The organism is Pseudomonas sp. SDO524_S393 (assembly GCF_054071875.1).
Genome location: NZ_JBSVVZ010000037.1, coordinates 35,246 through 60,476, shown reverse-complemented (window position 1 = coordinate 60,476; position 25,231 = coordinate 35,246). Strand labels below are relative to the sequence as shown.

The window sequence follows — 25,231 nt, the reverse complement described above, 5'->3', positions numbered from 1 at the left end:
CACAGTTGGAATGCATTTCAAATGTGGGAGCTGGCTTGCCTGCGATGACGGCGGTACGGTCAATACCGGCCAAACAGCCTGACCTGAACATGAAACTTCTGTCATAAAACTCAGTACCCTGCGACGCAATGCCACGGTTTACGCGGCCTGCAGCACTGTTGCATTTGCTGCAATGAATTGTTGCGCGAAAAGTCGGTTTACTTAGCAAGCTAACAAAACATATAACAAAGGCCTGCGACGACTTGCCGCAGATTCACCAGAGATTGGAGCAAGCAGATGACTGTAAAAGTAACTGAACGCGACGATGAACATATGTCCCACGAAGCCGTAGCCCATGGGATTCACATCTGGGATGTCCATCAGCAAGATCAATTGGTTGGCATGTTCCACAACGAGAGCGAAGCCCACAATTATAAAAACGAGCTCGAAACTCTCGAACTGAAACGCCAGACGCAAAGCTCCTGAATATTCGCACGGTTCCGGTACCGGGCCCACGCAGCCCTGATACCTGAAAACACAAAACCCGCCTCTTGAGCGGGTTTTGTGTTTTTTAAAGGCTTACCACATCAGGTCATCCGGGATCTGGTAGGCCGCATACGGATCGTCCTCATCCGGCACCTGGGTCTCGCTGAGGATGTTGAGCTGCACGATGCGCTCCGGTGCGCGCTCCTGGATCTTCAGCGCAGCCTCGCGCGGGATCACCTCATAGCCGCCGCCGTGGTGCACGATGGCCAGGGAGCCATTGCTCAGCTTGTTGCGCATCAGCGTGTTGACCGACAGGCGCTTGACCTTCTTGTCATCCACGAAGTTGTAGTAGTCCTCGGTCGTCAGCTTGGGCAGGCGCGACGTCTCGATCAGTTGCTTGACCTGGGCCGTACGGGCCTTGGCCTCGGCTTTTTCCTGCTGCTGGCGGTTCAGTTCCTGGTCGCGCTTGACCTTCTCCGCCTGCGCTTCGGCAGCCAGGCGCGCCTGGGTGTCATCCGCCTCGGCCTGGCCCTTGTGGACGAGGCGCTGCTGCTTCTGTTTATCCTTGCTGACCTGCTTGGCCTGCTTTTGGTTGACCAGACCTGCTTTGAGCAACTGGTCGCGAAGGGAAAGGCTCATGGTGCTTACTCACTTAGGCAACTGCTCAACCGCAGCTGGACACATTCTTTTCCTGACGTTTGGCTTCGCCCCACAGGGCGTCCAACTCTTCGAGGGTGCAATCTTCCATGGGACGCCGGGTGTCGCGCAATGCCTGTTCGATAAATCGGAAACGTCGTTCGAATTTGGCATTGGCCCCACGCAGCGCAGTTTCAGGGTCGACCTTGAGGTGGCGGGCCAGATTGACCGCTGCAAACAGCAGGTCGCCCACCTCGTCGGCAATGGCCACCGAATCGTTGTCGGCCATGGCTTCGAGCACTTCATCCAGCTCTTCACGCACGTTATCCACCACCGGCAACGCAGACGGCCAGTCGAAACCGACCTGGCTGGCGCGCTTTTGCAATTTGGCGGCACGGGACAAGGACGGCAAGGCAGTGGGCACATCGTCCAGCAAGGATAATTGCTCCGGCACGCCGGATTTCTCCGCACGCTCCTCGGCCTTGATCTGCTCCCAACGCTGCTTGACCTGCTCTTCGCTCAACTGCGGAATATCCAACGGTGCGTACAGGTCGCCCGTCGGAAACACATGAGGATGACGACGGATCAGCTTGCGGGTGATGCTGTCGATCACCCCGGCAAACTCGAAACGCCCTTCTTCCCGCGCCAGTTGGCTGTAATACACCACCTGGAACAGCAGGTCGCCGAGCTCGCCTTGCAGGTGATCGAAGTCACCACGTTCAATGGCGTCAGCGACTTCGTAGGCTTCTTCCAGGGTGTGCGGCACGATGGTCGCGTAGGTTTGCTTGATGTCCCACGGGCACCCGTATTGCGGGTCGCGCAGGCGGTTCATCAGGTGAAGCAGGTCGTCCAGTGAGTACATCGATCTCTTTCCGATGAAGTGGGAACGCTGAAGATCCAATGTGGGAGCGGGCTTGCTCGCGAATGCGGTGGGCCAGTCAATACATCTGGTGACTGATCCACTGCTTTCGCGAGCAAGCCCGCTCCCACACTTTAGTCCGCGTTTAGCCAGCTAATCATGGTGTGCGATTACGCCGCGTCTCAATGATGTTCGGCAACTGGGAAATCCGCCCCAGCAACCGCCCCAGCGCGTCCAGCCCCGGAATCTCGATGGTCAGGGACATCAGCGCGGTGTTGTCCTCCTTGTTCGAACGGGTGTTGACCGCCAGCACGTTGATCCGCTCGTTGAGCAGCACCTGCGACACGTCCCGCAGCAGGCCGGAACGGTCGTACGCACGAATGACGATGTCCACCGGATAAGTGAGCACCGGCACCGGCCCCCAGCTGACCTGGATGATCCGCTCCGGCTCGCGTCCGGCCAGTTGCAGCACCGAGGCGCAGTCCTGACGGTGGATACTCACGCCACGGCCCTGGGTGATGTAACCGACGATGGCGTCGCCTGGCAGCGGCTGGCAGCAACCGGCCATTTGCGTCATCAGGTTGCCCACACCCTGGATCTGGATATCGCCGCGCTTGCCCGGCTTGTAGCCGCTGGCCTTGCGCGGGATCAGCTCCAATTGCTCGTTGCCGCGCTCCGGCTCCACCAGTTGCTGGGCCAGGTTGACCAGTTGCGCCAGGCGCAGGTCGCCGGCACCGAGGGCGGCGAACATGTCTTCGGCGATCTTCATGTTGGCTTTTTCGGCCAACTTGTCGAAGTCCACCTGCGGCAGGCCCAGGCGCGCCAGTTCGCGTTCGAGCAAGGTCTTGCCGGCGGCGACGTTCTGATCGCGCGCCTGCAATTTGAACCAGTGCACGATCTTCGCCCGCGCCCGCGACGTGGTGACATAGCCCAGGTTCGGGTTCAGCCAGTCGCGACTTGGCGTACCGTGCTTGCTGGTGATGATCTCGACCTGCTCACCAGTCTGCAGGCTGTAGTTGAGCGGCACGATGCGCCCATTGATCTTGGCGCCCCGGCAGTTATGGCCGATCTCGGTGTGCACGCGGTAGGCGAAGTCCAGCGGCGTGGCGCCCTTGGGCAAGTCGATGGCATGCCCATCCGGGGTGAAGATGTACACCCGGTCCGGCTCGATATCCACCCGCAGCTGTTCGGCCAGGCCGCCGATGTCGCCCAGTTCTTCGTGCCATTCCAGCACTTGGCGCAGCCAGGAGATTTTCTCTTCGTACTGATTGGAACCGGCCTTGACGTCGGTGCCCTTGTAGCGCCAGTGCGCACACACGCCCAGCTCGGCCTCTTCGTGCATGGCGTGGGTGCGGATCTGCACCTCCAGCACCTTGCCCTCGGGGCCGATCACCGCGGTGTGCAACGAGCGGTAACCGTTTTCCTTGGGGTTGGCGATGTAGTCGTCGAACTCCTTGGGAATGTGCCGCCACAGGGTGTGCACGATACCGAGCGCGGTGTAGCAGTCGCGCATTTCCGGTACCAGCACCCGCACCGCGCGCACGTCGTAGATCTGGCTGAACGCCAGGCCCTTGCGCTGCATTTTGCGCCAGATGGAGTAGATGTGTTTGGCCCGACCACTGATGTCGGCCTCGACACCGGTGGCCTGCAATTCGGAACGCAGCTGGCTCATCACGTCGGTGATGAAGCGCTCGCGGTCGAGCCGACGCTCATGCAAAAGCGTGGCGATCTGTTTGTATTGGTCGGGTTCGAGGTAACGGAAGGACAGGTCCTCCAGCTCCCACTTGATATGGCCGATACCCAGGCGATGGGCCAGCGGCGCGTAGATATCGAAGACTTCGCGGGCAACACGGTTGCGCTTCTCGTCATCGGCAGTCTTCACCGCACGGATCGCGCAGGTACGTTCGGCCAGCTTGATCAGCGCGACGCGCACGTCGTCGACCATGGCCACGAGCATCTTGCGCAGGTTTTCCACCTGCCCCTGGGTGCCCAGCACCATGGACTGGCGCGGGCTGAGGCTGGCGCTGATGGCCGCCATGCGCAGCACGCCGTCGATCAGCTTGGCCACCACCGCACCGAAACGCTGGCTCACCAGCGGCAACGCGATATGCCCCTCACGCACGCCGCGATAGAGCACGGCGGCGATCAGCGAATCCTGGTCCAGCTTGAGATCGGCGAGGATCTCGGCGATTTCCAGCCCGGTGCGAAAGCTGGAGGTGCCTTCGGCCCAGAGGTTCTTGGCCGCATTGTCTTGCTGTTCAGACTCACGAGCGAACTCGCAGGCTGCCTTCAAGGCTTCACGGTCCAGTGCCGGGTCGACACTGACGGCATGATCCAGCCATGCCTCGAGATTGATACTGCCGTCGGTGTTGATCGGCTGGTGTGCTCTCACCTGTACCATCTTGCTTACCTTCCCTACGACGCACCTTCGATGCGCCAGAAATCATCGCTGACCTGCTTTACCTATTAAAGCTTACGCACGCTCCCTGGCAGGTCACGGCCCTGGAGAATGCAGGCCAGTCGGATTGAACGGACGTCCTAGCCCGCTTCAAATAACGCCATGGCCTCGACATGCGCTGTCTGCGGGAACATGTCGAGGATCCCGGCACGTTTTAGCCGGTAGCCTTGCTTGACCAACTCAACCGTGTCCCGCGCCAGCGTTGCCGGGTTGCAGGACACATACACCAGACGCTTGGCCCCCAGGGTGGCGAGCTTGCGCACAACTTCCAGGGCACCATCGCGGGGTGGGTCCAAGAGTACCGCAGAAAAGCCCTGTTTGGCCCATTCCGCGTCAGTCAAAGGCTGGGACAAATCGGCCTGAAAAAACTGCGCATTATGCAAATGGTTGCTGGCGGCATTCAGCGCAGCCCGGTCCACCATGGTTTGCACGCCTTCCACAGCCACCACTTCATTCACTTGCCGGGCCAGCGGCAAGGCAAAATTACCCAGGCCGCAAAACAGGTCCAGCACCCGTTCATCGGGTTGCGGTGCCAGCCACTCCAGGGCCTGGGCAACCATCGCTTCGTTGACCCCGGCGTTGACTTGCACAAAGTCTCCCGGTTTGTAGGCCAACTCCAGATCCCAAGGTTCCAGCCGGAAGCCCAGAACAGCATCGGCATTCACCGGCTCCGGCTGCCCCTCGCCATGCAGCCACAATTGGGCGTCGTGGAAGGCACAGAATTCGTTCAACACCTGCAGGTCGGCACCGGACAACGGCGCCATATGCCGCAGCAACACGGCGATGGACGTGCCGCTGAACAACTCCACATGCCCGAGGGCCTGGGGTTTGCTCAAACGGCGCAGCATGTCAGGCAGGCGCTGCATGATCGGCTGCAAGGCCTGTACCAGCACCGGGCAATCGTCGATGGCGACGATGTCCTGGCTGGCCACGGCGCGAAAGCCCACTTCCAGCTGTCTCGCCTTGGCATCCCAACGCACGGCCACACGGGCGCGGCGTCGGTAGCCAAATTCCGGCCCGCTCAGCGGGGCCGCCCAGGTTTGCGGTTCGACACCCGCCACGCGGGACAGTTGCTCGGCAAGCATGCGCTGTTTGAGGGCAAGTTGTTCGGCATGGGGCAAATGCTGCACGCTGCAACCGCCGCAACGGCCCACATGGGCGCAGGGTGCCGGGCGACGCAACGCGCTGGCCTTGAACACACGCTCGGTGCGCGCCTCGACCACTTTGCCGTGGGCGCCCAATACACGAGCCTCCACCTCTTCGCCGGCCAATGCGCCATTGACGAACCAGGTACGCCCTTCAAAGAACACGATGCCCCGGCCATCATTGGCCAGGCGCTCGATGGTCAGACGCTGTTTCTTGCCCACAGGAATCTGCGGGGCCCGGCTGCCGCCCGTCGGTTGGAAGCGCAGGCCTCTCTCGTGCTTTGCCATCAGTTGGGTTCGTCGAAGATGCCGGTCGACAGGTAGCGGTCGCCGCGGTCACAGATGATCGCGACGATCACCGCGTTCTCGACTTCCCTGGACAAACGCAACATGCCCGCCACCGCACCGCCCGAGGACACGCCGCAGAAGATGCCTTCTTCACGCGCCAGACGGCGGGTGGTGTCTTCGGCCTCACGCTGGGCCATGTCGATGATGCGGTCCACGCGGGCCGCGTTGTAGATCTTCGGCAGGTACTCTTCGGGCCAGCGGCGGATACCGGGGATGGCCGCCCCTTCCATCGGCTGCAGGCCGACGATCTGGATGTCCGGGTTCTGCTCCTTGAGGTAGCGCGAGTTACCCATGATGGTGCCGGTGGTACCCATCGAGCTGACGAAGTGCGTGATGGTTCCGCCGGTCTGGCGCCAGATTTCCGGACCGGTGCTGGCGTAATGCGCTTCGGGGTTGTCGCCGTTGGCGAACTGATCCAGCACCAGACCGCGGCCTTCGGCGGCCATGCGTTCGGCCAGGTCGCGGGCGCCTTCCATGCCTTCTTCCTGGGTGACCAGAATCAACTGGGCGCCATAGGCCGTCATTGCGGCCTTGCGCTCGGCGGTGCCGTTGTCGGGCATGATCAGCACCATCTTGTAACCCTTGATCGCCGCCGCCATGGCCAGCGCGATCCCGGTATTACCCGAAGTGGCTTCGATCAGGGTGTCGCCGGGTTTGATCTGGCCGCGCAGCTCGGCGCGGGTGATCATCGACAGCGCGGGGCGGTCTTTGACCGAACCGGCGGGGTTGTTCCCCTCGAGCTTGAGCAACAGGGTGTTGCTGGTTTCGCCCGCCATGCGTTGCAAGCGGACCAGGGGCGTGTTGCCGACGCAATCGGCGATTGTGGGGTACTGCAAGGTCATGGCGTATTCGCAATCCAGACTGCGGGGGCGAACATCATACCGGGAAAGGTCGGCGGGCCATATCACGCAAAGTGCGGTGCTTATGGCTTAAAGGAATAAGACACCCAAGACTCATCGATCACCATGGTTACGCTGGAACACTGTTTCACCCATCGCCGCAATCTGCCCCTCGATCAAGGCTTCGAAAGGTTTGAGCAGCGCCTCGAACGAGGCTGGCGCTTCCAGCACCTGCAAGGCCTGCGTGATCGCTTCTACCGTCGACAACGCTCCCGGGCCCGGTGCCTTGCGCAACCGGTAGCGCGAAACGCCACCGTCGGCCAGCGTCACGCGGGGCAAGGTTGCCAGTAATGGATTGAGGTGCAGCAATTTGCGCGCCTTGCGCCAGGTGCCATCGGGCACCACCAGCAGCAGCGCGTCATCGGACGGTCCATAGGCCTGCAAGGGTTGAGCGTCGTCCGCTGGAAACAACAGCCGCGCCCGATAGCCCGGCACGTTCAACAACGCCGGCAGATCATCGAACACCTCCCCCACCACCAACTGCGCATTGTTCAGGCCCAGCGCCGCCAGCCGTGCGGTGTTGAGCGCATGGTTGACCTCGCTCGGATGCTGCAACAGCAACACCCGGGTGCGGCTGTCGAGGCTGGGGATCAGCGGGCACAGACAATGGGTGACAGGCCTGAAGCAGCGGGGACATTGGGGTCTGGACATGGTTTCAGGCCTGATTGAGCTGGGCTTTGAGCAAATCGCGGAAGGTCTGGATCAACGGCTCGCGGCTGCGGCCCCGGCGCATGATCATGGAAAACGGCGCCTGGTAGCCGAAGGTCGCCGGCAGCAGTACGCGCAAGTCGCCCCTGTCGGCCCAGGCCTGGGCATAGTGTTCGGGCAAATAACCGATGTAAGCGCCGGACAGCACCAGGATCAATTGGGCCTCCATACTTTCCACCGTGGCCGCGCTGTGCTTGAAGCCGTGACGCGCCAGTTCGGCCTGGCTCCAGTAACCGCGACCGACCATGCGTTGCTGGGTGATCACGGGCTCTGGAATGCGCCGCTCGTTGAACAGCGGGTGCCGCGTGCTGCAATACAGCCAGTGTTGTTCACGGTAGAGCGGCATATAGATCAAGCCGCTCATGCGATTGGAAAACGCGCCGATGGCCAGGTCCAGGCGGTTGTCCTGCACCCCCAACTGCAATTCGTAGGGGCTCATCACCGACAAATGCAGGTGCACCGCCGGGTGCTCCAGGCTGTAGGCGCCGATCACTTCGGCAAACGGCAGCGCCTTGTCACTCACGGTGGAGTCCAGCACGCCCAGCTTGAGGGTGCCGCGCAATTCGCCTTTCAACGCGGCGGCGTATTGCTCGAAGCCTTCCAGTTCGCCCAGCAGGCGCAGGGTTTCCTGGTGGAACAACTCACCTTTGCTGGTCAGGCTGAAACCGCCGCGCCCACGATGGCACAGCACCAGGCCCAACGCCGACTCCAGCTGGCTCATATAGGTACTGATCGCCGATGTGGACAGGTTGAGTTCGTGCTGAGCATTGGCGAACCCCTGGTGACGCACGACGCTGACGAAGATGCGCAGGAGTTTCAGGTCGGGCAAGGCGTTGGCCATGGGGTCTCCGAAGGCACACACATAATCCTGTGGGAGCGGGCTTGCCCGCGATGGCGGTGTATCAGCAATACAGGTGCAAGATGACCCACCGCCATCGCAGGCAAGCCAGCTCCCACATTTGAACGGAGTTTACCTCAGGCATTAGTTTAGAAAAATCTGAACTAAGTATTTGCCCCTGCCGATTCTTTCGTTTCGACGTATTTCGCAGAATCGACCCCTAATAAACAAAACAACGATGAGGCACTCCCGTGGACAAGATTTTCCACCAACCACTGGGCGGCAACGAAATGCCGCGCTTCGCCGGCATCGCCACCATGATGCGTCTTCCCCACCTTCAGACCGCAGCCGGTCTGGATGCCGCCTTTATCGGCGTGCCCCTGGACATCGGCACTTCCTTGCGCGCCGGCACCCGCTTCGGGCCGCGTGAAATCCGCGCCGAATCGGTGATGATCCGTCCGTACAACATGGCCACCGGCGCGGCGCCGTTCGATTCGCTGTCGGTTGCCGATATCGGCGACGTGGCGATCAATACCTTCAACCTGCTCGACGCCGTACGCATCATCGAAGAAGCCTACGACGGGATCCTCGAACACAACGTGATCCCCCTGACCCTGGGCGGCGACCACACCATCACCCTGCCGATCCTGCGGGCGATCCACAAGAAACACGGCAAGGTCGGGCTGGTGCACATCGATGCCCATGCCGACGTGAACGACCATATGTTCGGCGAGAAGATCGCCCACGGCACCACCTTCCGCCGCGCGGTAGAAGAAGGCTTGCTGGATTGCGACCGCGTGGTACAGATCGGCCTGCGCGCCCAGGGCTATACCGCCGAAGACTTCAACTGGAGTCGCAAGCAGGGCTTCCGCGTGGTCCAGGCTGAAGAATGCTGGCACCAGTCGCTGGCGCCGCTGATGGCCGAAGTGCGTGAGAAAGTCGGCGGCGGCCCGGTGTACCTGAGTTTCGATATCGACGGCATCGACCCGGCCTGGGCACCCGGCACCGGCACCCCGGAAATCGGCGGACTGACCACCATCCAGGCTATCGAGATCATCCGTGGCTGCCAGGGCCTCGACCTGATTGGTTGTGATCTGGTAGAAGTTTCGCCGCCTTACGACACCACCGGCAACACCTCGCTGCTAGGCGCCAACCTGCTGTACGAGATGCTCTGCGTACTGCCCGGCGTGGCACACCGCTGATGAGCGCCCAAGCCGTGCTGAAAGCCGCGGCCGACCTGGTGTCGGCCTTCGCCCGCAATGACCGTGCTGCGTATTTTGGCGCGTTCACGGCCGATGCCAGTTTCGTGTTCTACACCCTCCCCCAGCCACTGCTCAGTCGCGATGCCTACCAGGCCTTGTGGGACAGCTGGCGCGCGGACGAGGGGTTCGAGGTGCTGTCGTGCACCTCGAGCAATGCCTTCGTCAGCCTGCAGGGCGACGTGGCGATTTTTATTCATGACGTGGCCACCGAGTTGCGCATGAACGGGGAGCAATTCATTAGCCAGGAGCGCGAGACCATCGTCTTCAAACGACAAGGGTCTGGCACACAACAACAAGAAGGCCTGTGGCTGGCCTGTCACGAACATTTGTCCGCAATGCCGGAAGGGCTGCCGCCCCCTTAGCCAATGTGATCGGAGCTGATCATGAATAATAAAAACAACGAAAACAGTATTCGCAAAATAGAAACCAACGGGGTCGAACAGATCCCGGACCACGAACGTACCGCCGGCCCCAAGGATCTGTTTCGACTGATCTTCGGCGGTGCCAATACCTTTGCCACCGCCGTGCTGGGCTCGTTCCCGGTGCTGTTCGGCTTGTCGTTCCAGGCCGGGGTCTGGGCGATTGTGCTGGGCGTGCTGGTGGGCGCGCTGATCCTGGCGCCCATGGGCCTGTTCGGGCCGATCAACGGGACCAACAACGCCGTGTCTTCCGGTGCGCATTTTGGCGTGCACGGGCGGATCGTTGGCTCGTTTCTGTCATTGCTGACGGCGATTGCCTTCTTCTCACTCTCGGTGTGGAGTTCGGGCGATGCGCTGGTTGGAGGTGCGAAACGTCTGATTGGCTTGCCGGAAACCGACCTGACCCTGGGCCTGGCCTACGGTGTATTCGCCATTCTCGTGCTGACCGTATGCATCTACGGCTTCCGCTTCATGCTGTGGGTCAACCGCATTGCGGTGTGGGCGGCGAGCCTGCTGTTCCTGCTGGGCATCTTCGCCTTTGCACCGGCGTTCGACAGCCACTTCGCCGGTACCGTCGCCCTCGGCCAGGCCGGCTTCTGGGCCGCGTTCATCGGTGCCGCACTGGTGGCCATGAGCAACCCAATCTCCTTCGGGGCGTTCCTCGGCGACTGGTCGCGCTACATCCCGCGTGAAACGCCGAAAGTGCGCATTATGCTGGCGGTGGTGCTGGCGCAGGTCGCCACCCTCATCCCGTTCCTGTTCGGCCTGGCCACCGCAACCATCGTAGCGATCAAGGCGCCGGACTATATTGCGGCCAACAACTATGTCGGCGGTTTGCTGGCGGTGGCGCCGAGCTGGTTCTTCCTGCCGGTGTGCCTGATTGCGGTGATTGGCGGTATGTCTACCGGTACTACTTCGCTGTATGGCACCGGGTTGGACATGTCCAGCGTATTCCCGCGCGTGCTGTCGCGGGTCAAGGCCACGCTGCTGATCGGGGTGATGTCGATTGCCTTCATCTTCATCGGACGTTTCGCCGCCAACCTGGTGCAGAGCGTGTCGACTTTCGCCGTGCTGATCATCACCTGCACCACGCCGTGGATGGTGATGATGATCATCGGCCTGATCGTGCGCCGAGGCTTCTACTGCCCGGATGACCTGCAGGTGTTCACCCGCGGTGAAACCGGCGGCCGCTATTGGTTCAGCCACGGCTGGAACTGGCGCGGGCTGGGGGCCTGGATTCCAAGCGCGCTGGTGGGCCTGTGCTTTGTCAACCTGCCGGGGCAGTTCGTCGGACCGCTGGGCAACCTGGCCGACGGCATCGATATCAGCCTGCCCGTGACGCTGGGGTTGGCGTCGCTGGTGTACCTCACGCTGCTTCGTCTGTTTCCGGAGCCGGCGGCCGTTTATGGCCCGACGGATCCGCGCAGCAAGAGCAAGGATTCGCTCGCTAAACCGGCGATGCAACACGCCGCCTGATCGCCCATAAAAACGATAATCGGAGACCCGCCGTCATGGCTTTGGATTTATTCGTCGTACTCATCTACGCCGCCGGCATGCTCGTGCTCGGCTATTACGGCATGCGCCGCGCCAAGACCCACGAAGACTACCTGGTGGCCGGGCGCAACCTGGGCCCATCGCTGTACATGGGCACCATGGCCGCCACGGTATTGGGCGGTGCGTCCACCGTCGGCACCGTGCGCCTGGGTTATGTGCACGGTATCTCCGGTTTCTGGCTATGTGCCGCGCTGGGCATGGGGATCATTGCGCTGAACCTGTTCCTGGCCAAGCCGCTGCTGAAACTGAAGATTTTCACCGTGACCCAGGTCCTGGAAAAACGCTATAACCCCATGGCCCGCCAGGCCAGTGCGGTGATCATGCTGGCCTATGCGCTGATGATCGGCGTGACCTCGATCCTGGCCATCGGCACCGTGCTGCAAGTGCTGTTCGGCCTGCCGTTCTGGCTCTCGGTACTGCTGGGCGGTGGCGTAGTGGTGGTGTATTCCACGGTCGGCGGCATGTGGTCGCTGACCCTGACCGACATCGTGCAGTTCATCATCAAGACCGTGGGCCTGATGTTTATCCTGCTGCCGATCTGCCTGTACCGCGTCGGCGGCTGGGACGAACTGGTGGCCAAGCTGCCGACGTCGAGCTTCAGCTTCACCGCCATCGGCTGGGACACGATCGTCACCTACTTCATGATCTACTTCTTCGGCATCCTGATCGGCCAGGACATCTGGCAGCGGGTATTCACCGCCCGTGACGAAAAAGTCGCCAAGTACGCAGGCACGTTCGCCGGTTTCTACTGCATCCTCTACGGCCTGGCCTGTGCCTTGATCGGCATGGCCGCCCACGTGCTCATCCCGAACCTGGACAACGTCAACAACGCCTTTGCCGCCATCGTCAAACTGTCGCTGCCGGACGGCATTCGTGGCCTGGTGATCGCCGCCGCGCTCGCGGCGATGATGTCCACCGCCAGTGCCGGCCTGCTGGCCGCCTCCACCGTACTGACCGAAGACCTGCTGCCGCGCCTGCGTGGCGGCAAACAGTCGAGCCTGGCGGTCAACCGCCTGTTCACGCTGCTCACCGGTATCGCCGTGCTGGGTATCGCCCTTGTGGTGAACGACGTGATCAGCGCCCTGACGCTGGCGTACAACCTGTTGGTGGGCGGCATGCTTATCCCGCTGATCGGCGCGATCTTCTGGAAACGCGCCACCACCTCGGGGGCCATCAGCTCCATGACCCTGGGCTTCGTGACCGCGCTGGTGTTCATGTTCAAGGATGGTTTGGATGCAAACACGCCGATCTACTACAGCCTGGGGGTCGGGCTGGTGAGTTTCGTGCTGGTAAGCCTGCTGTCACGCAAACCGGAAGCGATGACGGCTCGGGCGGTTTGATGCGTAACAGGATTTAAAATGGTTTCTTCAGCGGGCACGACGTCGGATGTCGTGCCCGTTTTTTTGCCCCGTCGACACGTTTCAATTCGCCTGGATGATTTCCTGGACCAACAAGGCCCAAACCAATCCCAGGGTTGTGCCTGCGGCGTAGGTTCCGCCAGCTGCGATGCGATGGTAGGCAGAGCAATAGACTATCGATAACCCAGCCCCTACATCCCCAAGCACCATTACGAAGTGCTGCCTGCTCAGTTCATCAATTTGAGCCGAACTCAGATGTGCAGGCTTGAACTGAACGCCAGAATCCTGCAAAAGCACCTCTATCTCACTCTTTAGATGGATAGGCTCTGCATCAGTGTCCGCCAGAAGCTTTTCAAACAACTCGATGCCCGCACGATTGCACTCAATGGCCAAACACTGATTACCAGGCAATAAATAGTCGTTTTCCAGGGGTTTTGCGGTGGTCTCCGTGGCTGACATATGGCGCATGTTTATACGCTTGTGACTGGCTCCATCGCCCTGCTGATGCCCGCCATACACCGTGACCTGATAATTCGCGATGCGCAGCATGACCGCTTGGAGCAACCCGTTGATGCCTCTACCGATGATGGCCACGTGCGGCGCATCGGTATCGGCGGGCTGTGAGGGGATCGTCAGTGATTGTGCGAGCTTGCGCCTGACCAAGCCGCGCAGGGCCATCAAACTCAGTTGAACGGAGACAGCATAGTCGAGGTCGCAATGACAGCCTTCGGTGGTTGCCGCCTGAATCGTAAGTGTCGCAGGCGTGCACCATGTGCAGAGACTGCAGCCCAGTGCTTGTGTGCGAATCCGAAATGCCTCCAATGTTGCAGGCCCATAGTCCAGCACCAGTTGGATACCTTGGGCCACTACAGAAATGCACTTAAGCGTTTCCAGGCCTTTAAATGGAGTCAGGGCGGACCTTTCCTGGCAGAGTTCAACCTATGCGCATCGGTGGGATTAAATAAGCGCCCTGCTTCTGACAATGAGGTAGTCCGTTTCTGACGCTAAAACGTCAAGTCCGAGCGGGCCCGCGCTAAGGCATGGGCCCTCCAAACAGGTCGTAGCAGGTCTTGCAGCCAAAGTACTGCTGTACCCCCGGGCATTCGATTTCGCCTGTATGTCCCGCGCGCACGTGCCAGGTACAGGCCTTTCCCTGATACGTCAGGGTGCCCTCAAGGTGACACGGTGCCCATTCGTAGTCGTCATGCAGTGTGCGCCCATCAATGCGCTCGGCACGCTTGAAGAAAGAGGTGATTTGCCGCTCATCGAGTGCAACGTCCGATGCTCGGCACGACTCAGGCTCCTGGGATTCAAAACCTGTAATCGACACGTCGCTGACAGGCGAACAGCCCACGAGTAACACCGCAAACGTCCCTGGCCAAAACCTCATTGCCACACCGCACTGCCGGCTTCACCCAGATGTTTATACGAAATTTGCGGGTGGGTGTAGACATCCTTGGAAGTCAGACTGAAATGACCGTATAACTCAGCGACCAACCATTGCAGCGATTGATTTTGCAACGCCGTCACCGTCTCATATTGCTTTTTATCCAAGTGTTTTCCGACAAGCTCGATACCTAATGAATCGGCATTCAAGGGGTAGCGCTCAGGGTAGTTCTTGGTGCGTTCATACCGATCCAACGCGCGGAGCTGCAACGTCCAGGTGAGTGATTCAATGGCCTTGATCTGAGCGGCGTCACATGTTGACTTGTCCACCGCCTGGCACTTGGAACGCAGCAATCTCCCGACGTGATAACAGCGCTTTTTCAGGCTGGCCGTCTGGTAGATCACACCGTCCTTTTCGATGAGAAAGTGCGCGCCGTTGCCTTTATTCCGGTAACCATTGAAGGTGTGCTGCGCCGTCGGGGCGTCAGTCTGGTGGATCACCAGAGCACGCACGCTGAGCAAATCCCCATGCTCTATCGAGGGAAACCGGCGGAGTTCGACCCTGCTGGAAATCAACATGCCTTCATTATCAATGCTCGTCATCCCAATGCCTTCTCATCCTTGTGAAGGCAAAAATATAGAGGCTGAAAGCGGGATTAGGCGTGGATGACGAAATAAGCAGAAGAGTCTGACGACGGCGGCTGCCTCGTCAGACGATAAGAGGGAGATGGACAGGCATCGCTCAAGCACAGGGAGTTGGGAATGCCCTGAAAAGTGACCTGCCACGTAAGCGCCCGCACGATCAACATCCGATCACTTGAGCGCCTCACGCTTACCGGCGACGTGGCCGACGCTGCTCGTCATCCGTACGGATCGGCACCGGTTGCAGCGGAGGCTCGATCAAGCCCAGTGCAACACCGAGGTCATGGAGCCAGTTTTGAATTTTCTCTTTCATGGTTGCCCCCTTTGAGGGTAATGCCGGTAGGCGTCAGTTCTGTCGCCTTTTCCTACAGTGATAGTAGCCCCAAGTCCTACAAAATGCTTGAACGAAACCACAACGAACTATTACTGAATTCATCAAAATCCTGACGGATCGTTCAAGCAATGGCCCGGGTGTCTTGCACCCACTCCACCATGCCCTCTCGTTGCAGGTCGATCCATGCGTTGAGGTTAGCGCCGAGCATACCCTTTCGCCACATCAGCCAGGTGGTCGCAGTGGCAAAAGGCCCGGTCAATGGATGAACGGACACGCTGTCCTTGCCCGGCAGGCTGGCCAGCATGGACTCGGACATCAACGCCACTCCGGAACCGGCGATGACACAGGCGAGCATGCCTTGATAGGACTCGATCTCGATGGCCCGCCCCATGGCCACTCGTTCATGGGAAAACCAGGTTTCCAGCCGCGTGCGATAGGCGCAACTGCGACGAAAGGTGAACACTGAACGCCCCGCGACATCCTGCGGGCCAAGCACCGGCGGGTGATCGGCTTCGCAGATCAGCACCAGGCGTTCTTCGCACAGGGCAACACCATCCAGCGTGGCAATGGTGACGGGGCCGTCGACGAAAGCGGCGTCCAGGCGGCCGGTAATCAAGCCTTCGAGCAGTTCGCCGCTGGGCGCCGATTGCACCTGAAGGTTCACCATCGGATAAGCCTTGTGATAACGCGCCAGCAGCTTGGGCAAATGCACCGCCGCCGTGCTGTACATGCTGCCCAGCACAAAATCGCCCGCCGGTTGCCCGCCTTGCACCGCACCATGGGCTTCGTCATGCAACGCCAGCAGGCGGGTGCTGTAATCCAGCAGCACCTTGCCTGCCGGAGAAAGCTGCAAACGCTGGCGTTCCCGCACGAACAGCTCCACGCCCAGTTGCTCTTCCATCTGCTTGAGTCGGGTCGACAGGTTCGATGGCACACGGTGCAGGCGGTCCGCCGCTCGGGTGATGGAGCCCTCTTCCGCCACGGCCTGGAAGATGCGCAATTGACTGAACTCCATACCTTTCTCCAAAACTGAACAAGTTACTCACTATTATTCATTTTTACAGAAAGTCAATCCGCTTTAGCCTGAGGGTCATTCGCTGACTTGCAGGAACCTTGACCATGTCACCCCTGACCCGCTTACTCGCCAGCTTTATCGCCCTGATGATGGCCATGGGCATTGGCCGTTTCGCCCTCACCCCGCAAATGCCGCACCTGCTCAATGAGGGCCAGATTGACCTGACCGGCGCCGGCCTGATCGCCGCCGCCAACTACCTGGGTTACTTCGTGGGTGCCGTGGACTCGATCTTCGCCCGCAGCCATCACCATGTGCGCGGGCGCCTGTATGGCGGCTTGTGGTTATGCGTGCTGCTGACCCTGGCGTCGTACTGGGCCCATGGGTTCTGGCCGCACCTGCTACTGCGCTTCGGCACAGGGGTAGCCAGCGCCTGGGCCCTGGTAATGATCACCAGCCTGAGCCAGCCGCTGGCGATCGCCGCCGGGCGCCCGCGGTTGGGGGCCTTGGTTTTCGCGGGTCCAGGGCTGGGCATCCTGTTGACCGGTTTGCTCGCGCTGGGCTCCAACCTGCTGGGGCAAAGCTCCGCCACGTTATGGCTGGTGTATGGCGTGGTGGCCCTGGTGATGCTGCTGGCGATCCTGCCGTTTCTGCCACGGCCCTCCACCGCCGGCGCACCGGTGGCAAACTCGCCCGAGGCCGGCAATAACGGCAGCATCGCGCATTTGTGCTGGATTTATGTGCTTTACGGCCTCGGTTACATCATTCCCGCGACCTTTCTATCGCAGATGGCCAGCGCACAGTTCAAGGGCGCCTGGCAGGCCGATTTGTTCTGGCCGTGCTTTGGCCTGGCCGCCGCGATCGGGGTGGTGGTCGCCAGCCTGCGCCGCAAGGACCCGGACACCACCCGTCGCTGGTTGATGACCACCCTGTGGCTGCAAGCCGCCGGCGTGTTCGCTTGCCTGCTGGGCAACGGCTGGGGGCTGGCGCTGGGTGTGTTGCTGTGCGGTGCGCCATTCCTGGCGTGCATGCAATTGGTGATGGCGCGCCTGCGGGACGTCGCACCCCACGGCTACCAGCGCAGCACCGGACTGCTGACCGCCAGTTTTGCCATCGGTCAATTGAGCGGCCCGTTGCTGGCGTCGATCAGCAGCCACCTCAGCGGTGGCCTGCAACCAGCATTGGTGATTGCAGGCTGCGGGCTGTTGCTGGCGGGCACGCTGTTGCTGCGTCCCGCCACACTGCCGGGGTTGTCAGCCGGCAACCAGAGGGGTTGAAACACGCACTTGTTCACGGAGCGCCAACACCAGGAAAAACACGCCACCCAGGAAGCAACCGGTAAACCAGGCAAAGTTGGCCATGCCTTGCAACGCCGGGGTGAAAGTGATCGCGATGCCCACCAGCGTCGCGGGCACCAGGGCCTTGACCGCCGTCCAGTTCACACCGCCGTCGAAATAGTAACGCCCGCTCGGGCTGTCATCGAACAGCGCATCCACGTCGATCCGCTGTTTTTTGATCAGGTAGAAATCCACCAGCAGGATGCCGAACAGTGGGCCGATGAACGCGGCAAGGATATCCAGGGTGTAGTGAATCATCAGCGGGTTGTTGAACAGATTCCACGGCGTGATGAAAATCGACGCCACAGCGGCAATCATCCCACCGGCGCGCCAGCTGATTTTGCTGGGCGCCACGTTGGCGAAGTCAAACGCCGGCGAGACGAAATTGGCGACGATGTTGATGCCGATGGTGGCCGTCACAAAGGCAAAGGCGCCCAGCAGCACGGCCATGCTGTTGTCGATGCGCGAGACGGTGGCGATAGGGTCATGCAGCATTTCGCCGAACACCGGCAAGGTGCCCGACACAATCACCACGGTCACCAGGGAAAACGCCAGAAAATTCACCGGCAGCCCCCAGAAGTTGCCCCGCCGGACATCCTGCATGCTGCGGCAGTAACGGCTGAAGTCGCCGAAATTCAGGGTCGGACCGGAAAAATACGACACCACCAGCGCCGTCGCCACGATGACCTGGCCAAACGCCTGCCAACCCGACAGGGACTTTTCCGCAAGGGTGAAGCTGATATTCGACCAACCGGCCTTCCACACAATCCAGCCGGCCAGGGCAAACATCACGGCATAGACCACCGGCCCCGCCCAATCGATGAAACGGCGAATGGACTCCATGCCAGCCCAGAACACCGCTGCCTGCACTACCCACAAGCCGAGGAAGCCCATCCACCCCAAGTAGGACAGACCGGCGAAATGCGGCTCTGCATACGCCGCCATCTGTGGGAAAAAGCGCAATACCACAATGATCAAGGCGCTCGATGCCAGGTAGGTCTGAATCCCGTACCACGCCACCGCGATCAGCCCGCGAATCACTGCCGGTATGTTCGCGCCGAACACACCGAACGCCAGTCGACAGATCACCGGGTAAGGCACAGCGGCCTGTTGGCTGGGTTTGGCCACCAGGTTGGCGATCAGTTGCACAATGCAAATGCCCGCGAGCAGGGCAATCAGCACCTGCCAACTGGCCAGCCCAAGGGCGAACAGGCTGGCAGCGAACACATAGCCGCCAACGCTGTGCACGTCGCTCATCCAGAAGGCAAAGATGTTGTACCAGTTCCATTTCTGCGGCAGCGGCCCCAGGTCCTGGTTATACAGGCGTGGGCTGTAGCCTTTGGGCAATTGCTCGGTCATCGCTGGGCTCCTCGAAATACCCGCCTGCGCTTCCGATACAGGGTGCATACGGGAGGCGGCGAAGTTTGTATACGAGATAGTCAGCAGAATGCATGCCAATGGCACACAATCCCTCTACAACAGGGGTTCCAAAGGCATTTCAGGAAGACTCGAAGCAAGGCCTGCGCTCAGCAACGGTGCACAATAATCCTGTACACAATCACGGTTGCACCCGATGTGCACACAGATAGCCCACCGTGCAGCAAATGGCCGTGAGGCAGGCGCCCCAAGCCATGTCCATCGCGGCCAGGCCGGGAGTCCAACCTTTCAGCGTGGCCCAATTGCTCAGGTCATAGGTGCCGTAGGCCACCAGCCCCAGCAAGGCGCCCATGCCCGCAGCGTGCTGCCAGCTGTTGCTGGGCAGAACCACGAAGACCACACAGCCGAGGACATATAGAAGGTAGAACAACGCGGCGGGCCAAAGGCGCGGCTGATCGAGCAGCAATGGGCCCAGCAGGGATTTGTAGGTGGGGCCCATGAAGACCCCGAGCCAGAGGCCGTCCAGGATCAGAAAGGTGACCAAGGTACCAAGATAGGCGTAGATAACGCTTTTAGACATGACCGCAACCTCTGTAGGAGCCCCGCTCCTACAGGAGAGCGATGCACGATCAGCTTAGTTCAATACGGTCCGCGTGAATCACGATCTGACCTTGCTTGTAGAGCGCGCCAATGGCCTTCTTGAAGTTGCCCTTGCTCACACCGAACAAGTTGCTGATCACCGCCGGATCGCTTTTATCGCTGACCGGCAAGGTACCGTTGTTCTCGCGCAACTTGGCCAGGATCTTCGAGTTCAGACTGGACGCCGCTTCCTGACCGACCGGTTGCAGGCTCAGGCTGATGTTGCCGTCAGCGCGGATCTCTTTGATAAAGCCTTTCTCCTCCTTGCCCGGGCGCAGGAACTTGAACACTTCATTCTTGTGGATCAGGCCCCAATGCTTGTTGTTGATGATCGCCTTGAAGCCCATGTCGGTGGCTTCGGCTACCAGCAGGTCGACTTCCTGGCCCACCTTGTAGTTGGCGGGGGTCTTGTCCAGGTAGCGGTCCAGCCGCGCAGTGGCGGTGATGCGCTTGGTGTGCTTGTCGAGGTAGACATGCACCACGCAGTATTCACCCGCGCTCAACTGGCGTTTTTCTTCCGAATACGGCAGCAACAGATCCTTGGGCAGCCCCCAATCGAGAAACACGCCAATACTATTGACTTCCACGACTTTCAAACTGGCAAATTCGCCCACTTGAACTTTGGGCTTTTCAGTCGTGGCGATAAGTTTGTCATCGCTGTCCAGATAAATGAAAACGTTAAGCCAGTCTTCATCCTCACTGGGAATATCTTTGGGGATATACCGATTGGGCAAGAGGATTTCACCGTCTTGCGCACCGTCCAGGTACAAACCAAAGTTAGTATGTTTAACCACTTGCAAACTGTTGTAGCGCCCGACTAAAGCCATTTCCAATACCCTCGTAACGTGGGCGGCATTCTACCCGAGTTGCGCTCGCCACGCGCGCGTACCTGAAAAATCACGGGGTTGCGTGGCTTTTCACTGGCACCGCCCCGCTCGTCTGATCGCTCGGCTGAATCCAGACCGGGTACAAACCGCCCGATGCCCCTAGGGTTTCGAGTTAAAACAGTAAGTTAGGGGATTATTTCAAAGATGAACTTGTGTTATTTCAAGGCCCGCCACTTATTCCCGCGGGATATTTGCCAAGCAATTGTCAAGTATTTCCTGTACGATGCCTGGCCAAGTTAATTTTTACAGGTTAGTGGCCGCCATGCGCGTAAAAGCATCCAACAGCAAAGCAAAGCCAGCTCCCGCCGTTGAAACCAGCGAATCGATCAACAGCCAGATTGCCGCATTCCTCAAGTCCGGTGGCGAAATCCAGCAGATCGCCAAGGGCGTAAGCGGCCAGACTTTCGGCCCGTCCAAGCAGATCAGCTTGGGCAAGAAGTAATCCCCCGCAATACACCATGTCCCCAAGCGTCTTGCCTTCCAGGGCGCTAGGACTGGATCCCGCCCCCCTTCCCACACGAATCATCGCGTCAATCGACGAACGGGGCTCAACGCCTGACATTCGCCGGTATGCTTGCACGCGTCTAGCACGGGCTTCTGCCCGATTTCCTCGTTACTGCTCCTCGCTTTTTCATGGAGTGAAGCATGCTCAAAGCCAGCATTTTCCTGATCGGCGCCCTGATGGCGAGCCCCCTGGCCGAAGCGCAGATTTTCCAGCGTGAATTGGGCGACTTCGATCTCAAGCTGGGCACCACACCCAGTCGCAGCATGGCCCAGGGCCTGGTCAAACCCACCGCGCCCGGTAGCGATTCGTTTCACGGCGGGCTCGACCTGAGCCATGACAGTGGCCTGTATTTCGGCCAGTTCTCGCCGAACATGGGCCTGTCTTCGACCAGCAACCTCGAAGTCGACTCTTACATGGGGTTCAAGCGCCCGTTCGACCAGACACTGGGCTACGAAGTGGGCCTGATCCACTACAGCTACCCCAAGCTCAGCCCGCTCGACAGCCAGGAGTTCTACGGCGGCCTGAACCTGCTGGGCAACCGGTTCGGCGTGTCCTTCAGCAATGATCCGGACCGCCAGGACAGCACGCTCTTCGCCGACCTCGGCGGCACACAACCATTCGGCATTGGTGTGAGCGTGAAGTACACCACCCATCAGTTGGGCACACCGGTGTCGGTAGACGGCGGCTCGATTCGCAGCTTCAGCGACTGGTCGCTGCAGTTCTCCCGCGCCTGGATGGGGATTGACCTGAACCTGATCTATAGCGACTCCAGCCTCAGCGGCAGCGACTGCTCCGCCTACTCCGGACACAATTCGCAATGTGACGGGCTGTTGACCTTGAAGGCCGCACGGTCGTTTTATTGATGGGCTGAACTGTCGCGCCCCGCGCGGGTTCCCATGCATTAATCCCTCTGCGCAAGGAATCGCCCATGTTGCGTCGGCTGAAACTCCTGGTGGTCGTGTTGAGCCTGAGCCTGGTATTCGCCGGCTGCAGTCGAGTGGGCCTGGCGTACCGCAACCTGGACGTGATCATTCCCTGGACCCTCAACGATTACCTGGACATGAACGCCGGGCAGAAGAGCTGGTTCAACGATACCCTCAAGGAACACCTGGCCTGGCACTGCACCACCCAGTTACCCGGTTATCTGGATTGGCTCGACCGCCTGCAACAGATGGTCGACAGCGGCCAGATTACCGACGCGGCCCTGCAAGCCCGTACGGCAGAAGCCAAACAGGCGATTGCCGAAATCGCACGGGAAATCACGCCCTCGGCCATTCAGTTGCTGCAAGGGTTGGACGAGCGTCAGGTCAAGGAGATGAACGAGGCGCTGGCCAAGGACCTGCGCAAGCGCCAGGATGAATACCTCAAACCGCCGCTTGCCCAGCAGATCAAAGAGCGCGCCGAACGCATGAGCAAGCGCCTGGACGCCTGGATCGGCCCGCTCGGCGCCAGTCAGCAAGCGCGGGTGACGGCCTGGTCCACCGCGCTGGGCGAGCAGAATCAGGAATGGATCGGTAACCGGGCAAGGTGGCAGGCGCAGTTCAGCGCCGCCGTTGCCCAGCGGCAGAGCGCGGATTTTGCGCAGAAAATGCGGCAATTACTGGTGGAGCGGGAAAGCCTGTGGACAACGGAATACAAGGTCGCCTATGCACGCACCGAAGCCGAGGCACGCAGTTTGATCGTCGACCTGATGGCCCAGAGCACACCCCAGCAGCGCATGAAACTGACGCAAAAGATCGATAGCGTGCGTAACGACTTCAAGGCGCTCAAGTGCCTGAAGGCTGCCGGGGTCTAAACGGGTAGGCTGTCAAGCAATCTGAGCTTTGGAGGCCACCTCGGCAAAAGTCGCCGGGTCCAGCGCATCGGCCTGTTCATCCAGCACCTGGCGCGGATGGTCATTGCCCGGGATCGAACTGTCGATCAACGCCAGCAATTGAGCGCCCAGCGGAGTGAGGATGAAATTCTCGCCATTGCCGCCCTGCTCTTCGGGGCGCGACTCGATGAAACCGCGCTTGAACAGCAGCGCTTCGTAATCCGCCGCCGTCTTCTTCAGCGCATCCAGATTGCCAGTGGGCTCGCCCGCCGTAGCCTTCTCGGCGGCTTCCTGCTCGGCATATTTGCGCGGCGCAAAGCTGCCTTCGCCGTTCTGCACCTCGTGCAGCAACCGTTCGACCAGATCCCAGTTGTAAGTCGTCATCCTGATTCTCCTGCAGGCCGTGGAAAGTAGCCTGTCAAAGGTGGGACACGCCCCATGCGTAGCCGTTCAGCCGACCGGACCAGCGTCACACGGGTGAACTTTCGCCAGTCAGGCGACCTCAACTGAACACGACTGCCAAGGAGGTCCGATCATGAAAACCGCGATAAATCTGGTCATGGCTGCCACGCTGTTGAGCGCCCTGCCCGCATGGGCCTGTACGCCCGATGAAGCCACCGCCAAGCGCGAGCAACTGGCCCAGGCAGTATCGAAGCTGACTGAACAGAATCCCGCCAAGGCCAAGGAGATGAATGACGAACTGCAAAAGATGGATCTGGACACCGAGAGTGCGGATTTCCCCGATAAGTGCCAGTTGATCGATGCGCGTCTGAAGGAACTGAAGGAAGCAGCGGCCAAGGCTCAAAACTGACGGCATAAAAAAACCGGACAATCGTCCGGTTTTTTTACATGCCCCGCCGACCTTACTCGGTAGCAGGCGCCGCAGGCTTGCGACGCTTGAGCGGCGCCATGCCGTCCTTGCTGACCAGCGACGGCGTGTCGGTCTTTGGACGGTTGGCGATCTTGCGCTTGGTCGGCGACTTGGCGCCGGTTTTCTTCTTGTCACCCTTGGCGTCGGTCTTGCGTTTCTTCACGCCAGCCGCCTTGCCCGAAGCCTTGACCTTCTTCGGCCCGCTGTAGGTGCCTTTGACTTCCTTGATGGTGCGGCGCTCGAACGACTGCTTGAGATAGCGTTCGATGCTCGACATCAGGTTCCAGTCGCCATGGCAGATCAGCGAGATGGCCAGTCCATCATTGCCGGCCCGCCCGGTACGACCGATACGGTGCACATACTCGTCGCCGCTGCGCGGCATATCGTAGTTGATCACCAGGTCGAGGCCTTCCACATCCAGGCCGCGGGCGGCGACGTCGGTGGCGACCAGGATCTTCACACCACCGGCCTTGAGGCGATCGATGGCCAGCTTGCGGTCTTTCTGGTCCTTCTCGCCGTGCAGCACGAACGCCTTGTATTCCTGGGCCACCAGGCGACCGTAGATACGGTCCGCCGCCGCGCGGGTGTTGGTGAACACAATGGCTTTCTGATAGGTCTCGTTGGCCAGCAGCCAGTTGAGAATCTGCTCTTTGTGCACGTTGTGGTCGGCGGTGACGATCTGCTGGCGCGTGGTGGCGTTCAAGTCGCTGACGTTGTTGACTTGCAGGTGCTCAGGGTTGTTCAGCACCTTGGCGACCATATCGCGCAGGGTCGAACCGCCGGTGGTGGCGGAGAACAGCATGGTCTGCTGACGGTTGGCGCACTCGCCCACCAGGCGCTGCACATCGTCGGCAAAGCCCATGTCGAGCATGCGGTCGGCTTCGTCCAGCACCAGCACTTCGACTTCCTTGAGGTCGAGGTTGCCGGCGTTTAGCTGCTCGATCATGCGGCCCGGAGTGCCGATCAGGATGTCCGGTACCTTGCGCAGCATCGCGGCCTGGACCTTGAAGTCTTCACCGCCGGTGATCATGCCGGACTTGATGAAGGTGAACTGCGAGAAACGCTCCACTTCCTTCAGGGTCTGCTGGGCCAGCTCGCGGGTCGGCAGCAGGATCAGGGTCTTGATGCTCACGCGGATCTTGGCCGGGCCGATCAGACGATTAAGAATCGGCAAAACGAAGGCAGCGGTCTTGCCACTCCCGGTTTGAGCCGTCACCCGCAGGTCACGCCCTTCGAGCGCGAGCGGGATGGCCGCTGCCTGCACAGGCGTAGGCTCGACAAATTTAAGCTCGGCCACGGCTTTGAGCAGGCGTTCGTGCAGGGCGAATTGGGAAAACACGGGTGCTACCTCGAAGAAATGCAAAAAATCAGCTGCATAGGTTACCGGTTTCGGGCGTCCAAACCGAGCGTCTTTATGCGAACGAGGCCAATCAGCTGCTTTTTTGTCAGGGTATTTGTCCGCAACGATAACTTTGTTGC

The 25,231-nt window shown here is 60.3% G+C and carries 25 protein-coding genes and 1 pseudogene; 10 read left to right on the top strand and 16 right to left on the bottom strand.

Annotated features, from left to right (window positions below; translation table 11 throughout):
* Nucleotides 1-276: 276 nt before the first annotated feature.
* Complete coding sequence (locus ACW9IB_RS17530) at nucleotides 277-465, top strand: hypothetical protein (protein ID WP_457369212.1); 189 nt, start codon at nucleotides 277-279, stop codon at nucleotides 463-465.
* Nucleotides 466-558: 93 nt separating this feature from the next.
* On the opposite strand, the gene ACW9IB_RS17525 is transcribed toward ACW9IB_RS17530, so the two are convergent.
* The 7 genes from ACW9IB_RS17525 to ACW9IB_RS17495 all read right to left on the bottom strand — a co-directional run bounded on the left by ACW9IB_RS17525 (nucleotide 559) and on the right by ACW9IB_RS17495 (nucleotide 8,359).
* The gene (locus ACW9IB_RS17525; RefSeq protein WP_457369211.1) at nucleotides 559-1,104 is read right to left on the bottom strand and encodes a DUF2058 domain-containing protein; all 546 of its coding nucleotides are present in this window, start codon (nucleotides 1,102-1,104) and stop codon (nucleotides 559-561) included.
* A gap of 25 nt (nucleotides 1,105-1,129) precedes the next feature.
* Nucleotides 1,130-1,963, bottom strand: coding sequence for a nucleoside triphosphate pyrophosphohydrolase (gene mazG / locus ACW9IB_RS17520; RefSeq protein ID WP_457414657.1), 834 nt, complete (start codon nucleotides 1,961-1,963; stop codon nucleotides 1,130-1,132).
* 154 nt (nucleotides 1,964-2,117) lie between these two features.
* Entirely contained in the window at nucleotides 2,118-4,361 is a 2,244-nt protein-coding gene (relA, locus tag ACW9IB_RS17515; RefSeq protein ID WP_457369209.1) for a GTP diphosphokinase, read from the bottom strand.
* 137 nt (nucleotides 4,362-4,498) lie between these two features.
* Nucleotides 4,499-5,851, bottom strand: a complete 1,353-nt coding sequence (gene rlmD / locus ACW9IB_RS17510; protein ID WP_457414655.1) for a 23S rRNA (uracil(1939)-C(5))-methyltransferase RlmD — start codon at nucleotides 5,849-5,851, stop codon at nucleotides 4,499-4,501.
* Entirely contained in the window at nucleotides 5,851-6,753 is a 903-nt protein-coding gene (gene cysM, locus ACW9IB_RS17505; RefSeq protein ID WP_457369207.1) for a cysteine synthase CysM, read from the bottom strand. Before cysM ends, rlmD begins: the two co-directional genes overlap by 1 nt.
* 111 nt (nucleotides 6,754-6,864) lie before the next feature.
* Nucleotides 6,865-7,461, bottom strand: coding sequence for a tRNA-uridine aminocarboxypropyltransferase (locus ACW9IB_RS17500; protein WP_457414654.1), 597 nt, complete (start codon nucleotides 7,459-7,461; stop codon nucleotides 6,865-6,867).
* A 4-nt stretch (nucleotides 7,462-7,465) separates the two neighbouring features.
* Nucleotides 7,466-8,359, bottom strand: coding sequence for a LysR family transcriptional regulator (locus tag ACW9IB_RS17495; RefSeq protein ID WP_457367866.1), 894 nt, complete (start codon nucleotides 8,357-8,359; stop codon nucleotides 7,466-7,468).
* 248 nt (nucleotides 8,360-8,607) lie between these two features.
* Between ACW9IB_RS17495 and speB the strand changes: the two genes are divergently transcribed.
* The 4 genes from speB to ACW9IB_RS17475 are packed head-to-tail and all read left to right on the top strand — an operon-like array spanning nucleotide 8,608 to nucleotide 12,931.
* Nucleotides 8,608-9,558 carry an agmatinase gene (gene speB, locus ACW9IB_RS17490; protein WP_457367867.1) on the top strand — a complete coding sequence of 317 codons (951 nt, stop codon included), beginning with the start codon at nucleotides 8,608-8,610 and terminating at the stop codon, nucleotides 9,556-9,558.
* Nucleotides 9,558-9,980 carry a YybH family protein gene (locus tag ACW9IB_RS17485; RefSeq protein WP_457367868.1) on the top strand — a complete coding sequence of 141 codons (423 nt, stop codon included), beginning with the start codon at nucleotides 9,558-9,560 and terminating at the stop codon, nucleotides 9,978-9,980. Before speB ends, ACW9IB_RS17485 begins: the two co-directional genes overlap by 1 nt.
* Before the next feature lie 21 nt (nucleotides 9,981-10,001).
* Nucleotides 10,002-11,513 carry a purine-cytosine permease family protein gene (locus ACW9IB_RS17480; RefSeq protein WP_457414652.1) on the top strand — a complete coding sequence of 504 codons (1,512 nt, stop codon included), beginning with the start codon at nucleotides 10,002-10,004 and terminating at the stop codon, nucleotides 11,511-11,513.
* 35 nt (nucleotides 11,514-11,548) lie between these two features.
* Nucleotides 11,549-12,931, top strand: coding sequence for a sodium:solute symporter (locus ACW9IB_RS17475; RefSeq protein WP_457414651.1), 1,383 nt, complete (start codon nucleotides 11,549-11,551; stop codon nucleotides 12,929-12,931).
* Between the two features lie 81 nt (nucleotides 12,932-13,012).
* Here ACW9IB_RS17475 and ACW9IB_RS17470 read toward each other — a convergent pair whose 3' ends face one another.
* The 4 genes from ACW9IB_RS17470 to ptrR all read right to left on the bottom strand — a co-directional run bounded on the left by ACW9IB_RS17470 (nucleotide 13,013) and on the right by ptrR (nucleotide 16,326).
* The gene (locus ACW9IB_RS17470; RefSeq protein ID WP_457414650.1) at nucleotides 13,013-13,816 is read right to left on the bottom strand and encodes a hypothetical protein; all 804 of its coding nucleotides are present in this window, start codon (nucleotides 13,814-13,816) and stop codon (nucleotides 13,013-13,015) included.
* 519 nt (nucleotides 13,817-14,335) lie between these two features.
* Nucleotides 14,336-14,938 (bottom strand): peptidoglycan recognition protein family protein, encoded by a 603-nt coding sequence (locus ACW9IB_RS17465; protein WP_457414648.1) that lies wholly within the window; start codon nucleotides 14,936-14,938, stop codon nucleotides 14,336-14,338.
* A 229-nt stretch (nucleotides 14,939-15,167) separates the two neighbouring features.
* Entirely contained in the window at nucleotides 15,168-15,290 is a 123-nt protein-coding gene (locus ACW9IB_RS17460) for a PA1414 family protein (protein ID WP_003193089.1), read from the bottom strand.
* A gap of 142 nt (nucleotides 15,291-15,432) precedes the next feature.
* Nucleotides 15,433-16,326: a putrescine utilization regulator PtrR gene (gene ptrR, locus ACW9IB_RS17455; protein WP_457414647.1), complete on the bottom strand. Its 894-nt coding sequence runs from the start codon at nucleotides 16,324-16,326 to the stop codon at nucleotides 15,433-15,435.
* Between the two features lie 104 nt (nucleotides 16,327-16,430).
* Here ptrR and ACW9IB_RS17450 point away from each other — a divergent pair.
* A pseudogene (locus tag ACW9IB_RS17450) lies at nucleotides 16,431-17,665 on the top strand (MFS transporter).
* Here ACW9IB_RS17450 and ACW9IB_RS17445 read toward each other — a convergent pair.
* From ACW9IB_RS17445 to ACW9IB_RS17435, 3 genes are all read right to left on the bottom strand, one after another.
* Nucleotides 17,577-19,019, bottom strand: a complete 1,443-nt coding sequence (locus tag ACW9IB_RS17445; RefSeq protein ID WP_457414645.1) for an NCS1 family nucleobase:cation symporter-1 — start codon at nucleotides 19,017-19,019, stop codon at nucleotides 17,577-17,579. The pseudogene ACW9IB_RS17450 and the gene ACW9IB_RS17445 overlap by 89 nt on opposite strands.
* A gap of 199 nt (nucleotides 19,020-19,218) precedes the next feature.
* The gene (locus ACW9IB_RS17440) at nucleotides 19,219-19,617 is read right to left on the bottom strand and encodes a DUF2177 family protein (RefSeq protein WP_457367875.1); all 399 of its coding nucleotides are present in this window, start codon (nucleotides 19,615-19,617) and stop codon (nucleotides 19,219-19,221) included.
* 49 nt (nucleotides 19,618-19,666) lie between these two features.
* Nucleotides 19,667-20,503, bottom strand: coding sequence for a CvfB family protein (locus ACW9IB_RS17435; protein WP_457367876.1), 837 nt, complete (start codon nucleotides 20,501-20,503; stop codon nucleotides 19,667-19,669).
* A 322-nt stretch (nucleotides 20,504-20,825) separates the two neighbouring features.
* Between ACW9IB_RS17435 and ACW9IB_RS17430 the strand changes: the two genes are divergently transcribed.
* The 3 genes from ACW9IB_RS17430 to ACW9IB_RS17420 all read left to right on the top strand — a co-directional run bounded on the left by ACW9IB_RS17430 (nucleotide 20,826) and on the right by ACW9IB_RS17420 (nucleotide 22,863).
* Nucleotides 20,826-21,005, top strand: a complete 180-nt coding sequence (locus tag ACW9IB_RS17430; protein WP_003193095.1) for a hypothetical protein — start codon at nucleotides 20,826-20,828, stop codon at nucleotides 21,003-21,005.
* Nucleotides 21,006-21,208: 203 nt separating this feature from the next.
* Nucleotides 21,209-21,931: a TorF family putative porin gene (locus ACW9IB_RS17425; protein WP_457367877.1), complete on the top strand. Its 723-nt coding sequence runs from the start codon at nucleotides 21,209-21,211 to the stop codon at nucleotides 21,929-21,931.
* Between the two features lie 65 nt (nucleotides 21,932-21,996).
* Nucleotides 21,997-22,863 (top strand): DUF6279 family lipoprotein, encoded by an 867-nt coding sequence (locus tag ACW9IB_RS17420; RefSeq protein WP_457414644.1) that lies wholly within the window; start codon nucleotides 21,997-21,999, stop codon nucleotides 22,861-22,863.
* A 12-nt stretch (nucleotides 22,864-22,875) separates the two neighbouring features.
* Here the strand turns inward: ACW9IB_RS17420 and ACW9IB_RS17415 are convergent, their stop codons facing one another.
* On the bottom strand, nucleotides 22,876-23,265 hold the full coding sequence (locus ACW9IB_RS17415) for a transcriptional regulator (RefSeq protein WP_457414643.1): 390 nt from the start codon (nucleotides 23,263-23,265) through the stop codon (nucleotides 22,876-22,878).
* A 151-nt stretch (nucleotides 23,266-23,416) separates the two neighbouring features.
* Here ACW9IB_RS17415 and ACW9IB_RS17410 point away from each other — a divergent pair, with 151 nt between their 5' ends.
* Nucleotides 23,417-23,692 carry a hypothetical protein gene (locus tag ACW9IB_RS17410; protein WP_457367880.1) on the top strand — a complete coding sequence of 92 codons (276 nt, stop codon included), beginning with the start codon at nucleotides 23,417-23,419 and terminating at the stop codon, nucleotides 23,690-23,692.
* A 52-nt stretch (nucleotides 23,693-23,744) separates the two neighbouring features.
* Here ACW9IB_RS17410 and ACW9IB_RS17405 read toward each other — a convergent pair whose 3' ends face one another.
* Nucleotides 23,745-25,091, bottom strand: a complete 1,347-nt coding sequence (locus ACW9IB_RS17405; RefSeq protein WP_457414642.1) for a DEAD/DEAH box helicase — start codon at nucleotides 25,089-25,091, stop codon at nucleotides 23,745-23,747.
* Between the last annotated feature and the right edge of the window lie 140 nt (nucleotides 25,092-25,231).